Genomic DNA, 8,369 nt, shown 5'->3' with positions numbered 1-8,369 from the left:
TGACATAATGGTATGAGAGCAGACGACTTAATCCTATTTTCTCAAGTAATCGAACTTGGCAGCTTTAGTAAGGTTGCAGAGGCAAATAACCTTACAAATTCGGTAGTTAGCAAAAGAATGGCGAGGTTGGAGGAAGAAATAGGGGCTCAGCTATTATATCGAACAACGCGCAAATTAACCTTGACCGAGGCAGGTAAGGTGTTACTCCACAGTGCTAAAAATGTGAAGCAGGCCACTCAGGAGGCTATGGATGCTGTTGCAGGCTTTGGAGAGAATGTGAGCGGTCATATAAAAATGTCCGTGCCGTGTATCTCTGGAGATTTGATACTTGCTGATGCTGTTGCCGAATTTTGTAACCTTCATCCGGGTCTGACCGTGGACATGTCATTGGATAATCGCTTTGTCGATTTAGTGGCTGATGGTTACGATTTAGTCATTCGAACTGGCTACCTAGCCGACTCCAGTTTGATCGCACGACATATTCTCGATTCCCAATGGGTGGTATGCGCGTCACCTTCTTATATTGCGAAAAATGGGAAACCGATCGAGCCGATTGATCTCACCACGCACAATTGTCTGCAATACGCTTACCAAACCACAGGTGCAACGGATTGGGAGTTTAAAGGAGAAGATGGCAATTACATCGTCAAAGTATCGGGCTGCTTTTCTACTGATAACGCGACCGCATTACGTAAAGCCGCTCTGGGCGGCCATGGTATTGCTTACGTCCCGCGCTGCTTGGTGTATCACGATATTCGTAATGGTCAACTGGTGGATATTTTTCCTGAATTAGTAGGTAAAAAGTTGGGTATCTACGCGGTGTATCCGTTTACTCGTCAACCACCGAACAAAGTGAAGCTGCTTATTGAGCACATTCGTGACCGGTACTTAACGATATCTCATTATTTCTAGGTTCTTCATAGATTTAAAACAATGTCGTTGAAATCAAAATTGGGTGCTCTAAGGTAATCACCGCAATAAAACGATTGAAGATAAACAACTTAATAAAAACAACGGAGTAACACGGACGTTATGCATTACCCAAAAACACGTAAAGATTCTGTCGTGGACACTTATTTTGGTCACGACATTGCCGACCCTTATCGCTGGTTAGAAGATGATCGCAGTGAAGAAACCGCACAATGGGTTTCGGGTCAAAATTCGGTCACCTTCGATTTCCTTGGTCAGATACCGTACCGCCAACAAATCCGTGACTTAGTGGCGAACAGTCAAAACTACGAAAAATATTCCCAGCCATTTGTACGTGGTGACTACACCTACTTCTACAAAAACGACGGTTTGCAAAACCAAAGCGTATTGTATCGACGTAAAGGCGAGGGAGAAGCCGAGGTTTTCCTTGATCCAAATACTTTCTCCGAAGAGGGCACGACCTCTCTTGGCGAAGTCAGCTTCTCTAAAGACTATCGTTTGGTCGCGTATTCCATCTCGGAAGGGGGCAGTGATTGGCGTAAGATCTTTGTCATTGATACGGAAACCAAAGAACAGTTAGAGCCTGAGATTGTTGATGCGAAGTTTACGTCGATTTCTTGGCTGGGCAGCAAAGGCTTCTATTACTCAAGCTACGATAAGCCGCAAGGCAGCGAGTTGTCAGCTCGAACTGAGCATCACAAGCTTTATTATCATGAACTCGGTACACCTCAGTCTGAAGATAAAGTGATTTTCGGTGAGTTGGATACGCAAGTTCATCGTTATGTGTCTGGTACGACGACGACAGATGATCGCCTCCTCATTATCTCTGGCGCAGAATCTACATCGGGTAATCGTCTGTTTTATATTGATTTACAGTCTGAGTTACAGGCAATTGTGACGCTGCGCGAGACAACGCAAGGAGACACCTACTTAATTGATAGCCAAGACGCAACCTTGCTGCTTTACACCAACCTAGACGCGCCGAATGGCAAAGTTGTCAGCTACAACACTCAGACAGAACAATGGGCTGACGTGATTGCTGAACAAGAACAGCCGTTAGAAATCAGCAAAGGTGGCGGTTATCTGTTTGCGACTTATATGGTAGATGTGCTTTCTAAAGTGCAGCAGTTTAACTACCAAGGTGAGTGGATTCGAGCTGTACAATTGCCGGGAGAAGGTACGGCTTATGGTCTGGCGGGTAAAAAAGAAGAAACCACACTTTATTACACATTCACTAACTACGTGACGCCTCCGACGATCTTCTCATTTGATGTTGAGTCTGGTGAATCGACACTGTTTCAAGAATCAAAGGCACCGTTCGATCGTAATGAGTATGAATCAAAACAGGTGTTTTACACCTCAAAAGACGGCACGCAAGTTCCGATGATCATTTCATACAAGAAGGGCATTGCACTTGATAGTAGAGCACCAACCATGTTGTATGGTTACGGCGGTTTTAACATCAGCCCTCACCCCAATGTTTTCTGGCAATGTAGCCAACTGGCTAGAGTTGGGTGGTATATACGCTGTCGCCAACATGCGAGGCGGCGGTGAATACGGTAAAGCCTGGCACAACGCAGGCACTCAGCAGCAAAAGCAAAACGTGTTTGATGACTTTATTGCGGCGGCGGAATACCTGATTGAAAACGACTACACTAGCTCGGATCGCCTAGCGATTCGCGGTGGTTCTAATGGTGGTTTGTTAGTTGGAGCGTGTATGACGCAACGCCCTGAACTATTCAAAGTCGCGCTGCCTGCGGTTGGCGTGCTTGATATGCTGCGTTACCACACGTTTACGTCTGGAGAAGGCTGGAAGTATGACTATGGCACGTCTTCGCAAAGCGAAGCGATGTTCCAATACTTGCTTGGCTACTCTCCTGTTCACAATGTAAAAGAAAACGTGCAATATCCTGCGACATTGGTGACAACTGCTGATCACGACGACCGAGTTGTGCCAGCACATTCGTACAAATTTATTGCGGAGCTGCAAGACAAACAGCAAGGCGCTAATCCAGTATTGATACGCATTGATGTTAATGCCGGTCATGGTGCAGGAATGCCGCTGAGTAAGCAAATTGACCTCACCACAGACGTGTATGCATTTACGTTACATAATATGGGTATTGAGTCGATTTAATGCCCTAGTTGTTAGAAACTTCTGAGAATAAAAAAATGCCGCGACAGTGTCGCGGCATTTTTCATGGTTGGGGGAACTCAATTCATACTGTATGCCAGTATTTGAGCCAGGTTGACTAAGTCTGACTCTTGAACCAACCAGTCTCGGCGGCCAAACCGAAAGGCAGCTACGCCATTCTTAAGACAAGATGAATTTATCACCTTTTCTTAATCCTAGTTTATGAATATGAAACTGTGATGAACCTAAGCCGCATTGTGCTGATTTTCACTGTTTTCAAGATCAAATGAGGCATCTATCAGTTTTTTCGTGTAGTCATTTTTAGGGCTTTGGAAAATCTTTTCGGCCGCACCTTGCTCCATGACCTCGCCCTTTTGCATGACTAGAACACGATCAGAGAGTGCTTTAACTACTGATAGATCGTGGCTAATAAACAAGTAGCCAATATTGTGTTTTTTCTGCAAATCTTTCAGAAGGTCAATCACTGTCAGTTGCACCGAGCGGTCTAATGCAGAGGTTGGCTCATCAAGCAGAATAAACGAAGGTTCAAGGATCAGTGCTCGCGCGATAGCAATACGCTGACGCTGGCCTCCTGAAAACTCGTGCGGATAACGGTTGATGGACGCGGGATCTAAGCGGACCTCACGGAGCACGTCGCGCGCTTTCTGCATACGTTCTTTTTTACTCAACATTGGTTGGTGGACAGTTAATCCTTCTGTGATGATCTCGCCGATAGTCATACGAGGAGAAAGCGAACCATAAGGGTCTTGGAATACCATCTGAACGTCTTTTTTCAGCTCAAAACGTTCTTTGTTTGTCAGCAAGGCCATATCTTGGCCTTTATATTCTATTTTGCCAGTTGAGGGCAGTAGACCTATCAAAGCTCGGCCGAGTGTAGACTTACCTGAACCGGACTCCCCAACGATCCCGAGGGTCTCTCCTTGTTTAAGCTCAAGAGAAATGCCTTTTACCGCTTCGAAGTACTCATTCTTGCTCGCAATAAAATGCGACTTTACCAAGAATTTGACTCGTATATCGTCGGCCTTTAAAAGCTGTGTAGCACTTTCGCTAATAGGCTCCTTACTGCCTTTAGGAATCGAGTTGATTAGCATACGTGTATATTCGTGCTTTGGGTCCTCGAAGAGTATTTGCGTTTCGCCTTCTTCGACGACTTCTCCTTTACACATCACAATGACACGGTCTGCAAAGTGTTTTACGACGCCTAAGTCATGAGTAATAAATAGGATTGCCATGCCCATCTGAGCCTGAATTTCTTTAATCAGGTGCAACACTTCTGCTTGAACCGTGACATCCAACGCCGTTGTTGGTTCGTCGGCAATCAAAATATCGGGCTCGTTAATCAGTGCCATCGCAATCATGATACGTTGCAATTGACCACCAGAAAATTCGTGTGGGTACTTGTTGTACGCTTTTTCTGGGTTTGGCATATGAACCAATTCAAACAGCTCTAACACCTTTTCTTTTGCTGTTCGTCTGTCGACCGGGCGGTGACACATTATGGCCTCAGCGACTTGGATACCCACGCGCATGTACGGGTTTAGTGAGGTCATCGGCTCTTGAAAAATCATGCCAATGCGATCACCGCGAATACTTTGCATTTCACGCTCTGTTTTATCCAAGATGGAGCTACCCTCAAACATGATGGATGAGTTTTCATGCAAAATAGCGTTGTCTGGCAGTAGTTTCATCAGTGCATTGGTTGATACTGACTTGCCAGAGCCAGATTCGCCAACGATGGACAGCGTCTCGCCTGCTTTTAAATTGAAGCTAACATTCTTTACTGCATCGACGATCCCATCGTTTGTCGTAAAGCTGACTGATAGGTTGTTCACCGAAAGAATGGTTTTAGAAGACATCACAGATCCTTGTGGTTGATAAAGCAAATGATACTCAAGCAATGGACAGCACAAACCTAGTAGGCCTCAATGCTTGAGCTTTAGATTAATTATACAGGTGAGAAGGCGAAGATTTTGCCGAACTCATTGCTTGCAAATGTAAGAACTGCTCATGCGCGCGCGTTACGTGCTCGAGTTCTATCATCCATTGAGCATTACGTTGGGCAGAGCAAAATGCCGCCATGTGGGCTAATAAGTCTTCGCTCTGTTGACCAAGTAGGTGACCTACGCGCTCAATCAGTTCATGGCTCTCTAGCTGCAAAAATTGAAATAGCGCGTAAGTTTGATTGAGTATTGAGAACGCATCATGTTGTAAGCCGAGTTTGTTGAGAATCTCTGATTGCGTCACGCTGGCATCTCTAAGCCCCGTAATGAGACATACAAACTGGCAAGGTTTAGTTTGTGCATTTTCTAGCGCTAAATGAATGTGGTTGGGTAGATTGTTGAGCACGTCGTCATATAAACGATGAGCTTCTGGCCAATGGCCTTGTTCCATCAGTTGCTCCGCTTTTAAGTAGCGCATCCAGCATTGCTCAATATTCATATCCATCTCCACAACATTTGATTTGTTTAGATATTAAATGAAATTGATTATCAATTGCAAGTGCGTGTTAATATCACTTATGTGTTCATAAAATGTCCAATCAATCTAGGGTGGAAGGTAAATCACTTAAAATTAAGCAAATAATCTCTACACTCAAATAACGAAAATAAGAAAAAAGGAAGTGGATATGGCAATACTAAGATTGGAAGCTAAGCAGCTATATTCTGTAGCAGATCTAGAGAATATGCCATGTAAGTCGACCAAGGAGTTACCTCCAATTGATGAAATCGTGGGCCAAGAGCGCGCGCAAAAAGCGGTCGAGTTTGCGATGTCCATCAAAGAGAAAGGGTATAACATCTACGCCATTGGTCAGAATGGGCTAGGTAAACGCACCATGATCTTGCGCTATCTGAATCGTCACCAGCACGATGCAGCAGCCCTGTTTGATTGGTGTTACGTTGCGAACTTTGAGGATACCCGTACACCAAAGGTATTAAAGTTGCCTTGTGGTATCGGAAATAAGCTACGTGTTGATATTGAAGCTTTAATGGGCAAATTATTGAATGCTTTACCCCTAGCATTCGACAATGAAATGTACTTTAGCCGCGCTGAGCGATTAAAAAATCAATTGGCAGCTAAGCAACAAAACGAGCTGGATCGTATTAGCCGAGAGGCAAAAGAAAAAGGCATCAGCCTAACACTGACTACACAGGGGGATTATCAGTTTGTCGCCATGAACGGTGATGAGCTTCATACGGAAGAGTCTTTTGATGTACTAAGCAAAAAAGAACAAGAGCAATTCAGCGATGCTATTGATGAACTCGAAGTGCGATTGCGCTCGATGGTTCGTGAGCTTACGGAGTGGGAAGAGACATACAGCGATAAAATCAAAAAGCTCAATGATGAAGTGACGCTTGATGTGATTACTCACTTCATCAAAAAACTCAAAGTGGATTACGCGCAATATTCCGAAATCAAAACCTACTTAACTGAGCTGCAAAAAGATATTGTTGAAAACGCAGATATCTTCCTTGACCAAAGTGGCGAGCAAGGCGAAATTGCGACGGCATCCTTGGATAAAAAATTGCCACGTCGTTATAAAGTGAACGTCTTGGTAAGCCGTAAAAGCAGCGAATTTCCTATCGTTGTTGAAGAAAATCCCAACTATCATTCACTCTTCGGGTCGATTGAGACTGCCACTTTCAAGGGAACGGTGTTTACCGACTTCTCGCTGATTCGTGCAGGGAGCTTGCATAAGGCGAATGGCGGCGTTCTATTAATGGATGCTCAGAAAGTACTTGAACAGCCTTACGTTTGGGATGGTTTGAAGCGCGCATTGCGTGCTCGTCAATTGAGTTTTACGTCTCTAGAAAAAGAAGTCACATTGACGGGGGCGGTATCACTCGATCCTGAACCGATTCCGCTTGATATCAAAATTATCTTATTTGGTGATTACCGAACTTACCAATTACTCCAACATTACGATCCAGAGTTCAGCGAGTTGTTCCGTGTGACGGCAGATTTCGAAGACGAAATGAAACGTACGCCGGAGTCTGAGCTGCATTACGCGCGCTTTATCTCTAGCGTGGTGCATGACAACAATATGCTGCATTGCGATCGCAAAGCCATTGCTCGGATCATCGAATACAGCTCACGTTTGTCTGGCGACCAATCCAAGCTATCTCTACATTCGGCTAATATCGCCAACTTGCTTCGAGAGTCGAACTACGTTGCTCGTCAAGCCAACTCTAACATGATCCGTATTGGGCATGTTGAAGAGGCGCTCAATAACCAAGAAATGCGAGTAAGCCGATTACGCGATAACGTAATGGAAACCTTTATTAACGGCACAACGCTGATTCGCACCGAAGGAGAAGCTGTAGGCCAAGTGAACGCACTTTCGGTATTGAGCACTAGTGACTACATGTTTGGTGCACCGAATCGCATCACAGCGACGACGTGTTACGGTGATGGGGATGTTATCGATATCGAGCGCAGCGTGGATTTGGGTGGCAGTATTCACTCTAAGGGCGTAATGATTTTGTCTGCCTACTTATCTTCCGTATTTGGTAAAACGGCACGAGTGCCATTAACGACAACCATTACCTTTGAGCAATCTTATGGTGGTGTTGATGGTGATAGTGCCAGCATGGCTGAGTTATGTGCGGTTGTGTCTGCTTTTTCAAAGCAACCAAACCGACAAGACATTGCGATAACAGGATCGATGAATCAATTTGGCCAAGCTCAGCCTATTGGTGGCGTAAACGAAAAGATCGAAGGCTTTTATGATGTGTGTGTAATTAAAGGTCGTCATGACGGGCAGGGGGTCATTATTCCGCGCTCTAATGTTCACAATCTAATGCTTCGTTCCGACATCGTTAAAGCAGTCGAAAAAGGCGAGTTTAATATTTGGGCGATTGACCATGTTACTGAAGCTATCGAATTGTTTACGGGGAAAGTTGCTGGTGAGCCAACCGATGAAGGCTCTTATCCAATCGATACCATTTTTGGCCTTGCTCAAGCTAAGCTCAATTCGTTGAGAAAATAGGCTGAAACCGTCCTAAATGTGAATGTATCTCATCATAAGTGATCATAATTTATCATAACGACAATATTCCGACACCACTGTCGGGATATTGTCAATAACAGATTGAAAATGGAGAGTTTTTGTACTAGACAAAAGTGTGATCGACCTCTAATATTCGCCACTTGTTTATTCGTCTGGGATTTATCCCGTCGCAAGGAAGCATAGATATTCAAACTGCCGAAAAGTAACGTTGTTATAAGCACAGCTCGAGTTTGTTTGGATATAGACATCACGCATACAACTGAGGCCCTGTCATGC

General features: G+C 44.6%; 4 protein-coding genes and 1 pseudogene. 3 read left to right on the top strand and 2 right to left on the bottom strand.

Features of this window, described 5'->3' with window-relative positions:
- The first annotated feature begins 12 nt into the window (after window positions 1-12).
- Entirely contained in the window at window positions 13-912 is a 900-nt protein-coding gene (locus CAG68_RS21510; protein WP_005375112.1) for a LysR family transcriptional regulator, read from the top strand.
- Between the two features lie 120 nt (window positions 913-1,032).
- Window positions 1,033-3,067, top strand: a pseudogene (locus tag CAG68_RS21505) (prolyl oligopeptidase family serine peptidase).
- Between the two features lie 242 nt (window positions 3,068-3,309).
- Here the strand turns inward: CAG68_RS21505 and CAG68_RS21500 are convergent.
- Complete coding sequence (locus CAG68_RS21500) at window positions 3,310-4,941, bottom strand: ABC transporter ATP-binding protein (RefSeq protein WP_086047243.1); 1,632 nt, start codon at window positions 4,939-4,941, stop codon at window positions 3,310-3,312.
- 85 nt (window positions 4,942-5,026) lie between these two features.
- A complete protein-coding gene (locus tag CAG68_RS21495; RefSeq protein ID WP_005375116.1) occupies window positions 5,027-5,524 on the bottom strand; it encodes a hypothetical protein in 498 nt (165 codons plus the stop codon).
- Window positions 5,525-5,711: 187 nt separating this feature from the next.
- On the opposite strand from CAG68_RS21495, the gene CAG68_RS21490 reads away from it, so the two are divergent.
- On the top strand, window positions 5,712-8,072 hold the full coding sequence (locus CAG68_RS21490; RefSeq protein WP_005375118.1) for a Lon protease family protein: 2,361 nt from the start codon (window positions 5,712-5,714) through the stop codon (window positions 8,070-8,072).
- Window positions 8,073-8,369 lie beyond the last annotated feature (297 nt).

It is taken from the genome of Vibrio sp. V42_P2S4T144 (assembly GCF_009904715.1).
Classification (GTDB): domain Bacteria; phylum Pseudomonadota; class Gammaproteobacteria; order Enterobacterales; family Vibrionaceae; genus Vibrio; species Vibrio alginolyticus.
The sequence above is the reverse complement of the archived record's forward strand: the minus strand, read 5'-3'. Positions and strand labels throughout refer to the sequence as shown.

What these genes read in the sequence shown, in the direction of transcription:
- CAG68_RS21510 (WP_005375112.1), top strand. Translation starts at nt 13, where the DNA reads ATGAGAGCAGACGACTTAATCCTATTTTCTCAAGTAATCGAACTTGGC.
- CAG68_RS21500 (WP_086047243.1), bottom strand. Translation starts at nt 4,941, where the DNA reads ATGTCTTCTAAAACCATTCTTTCGGTGAACAACCTATCAGTCAGCTTT.
- CAG68_RS21495 (WP_005375116.1), bottom strand. Translation starts at nt 5,524, where the DNA reads ATGAATATTGAGCAATGCTGGATGCGCTACTTAAAAGCGGAGCAACTG.
- CAG68_RS21490 (WP_005375118.1), top strand. Translation starts at nt 5,712, where the DNA reads ATGGCAATACTAAGATTGGAAGCTAAGCAGCTATATTCTGTAGCAGAT.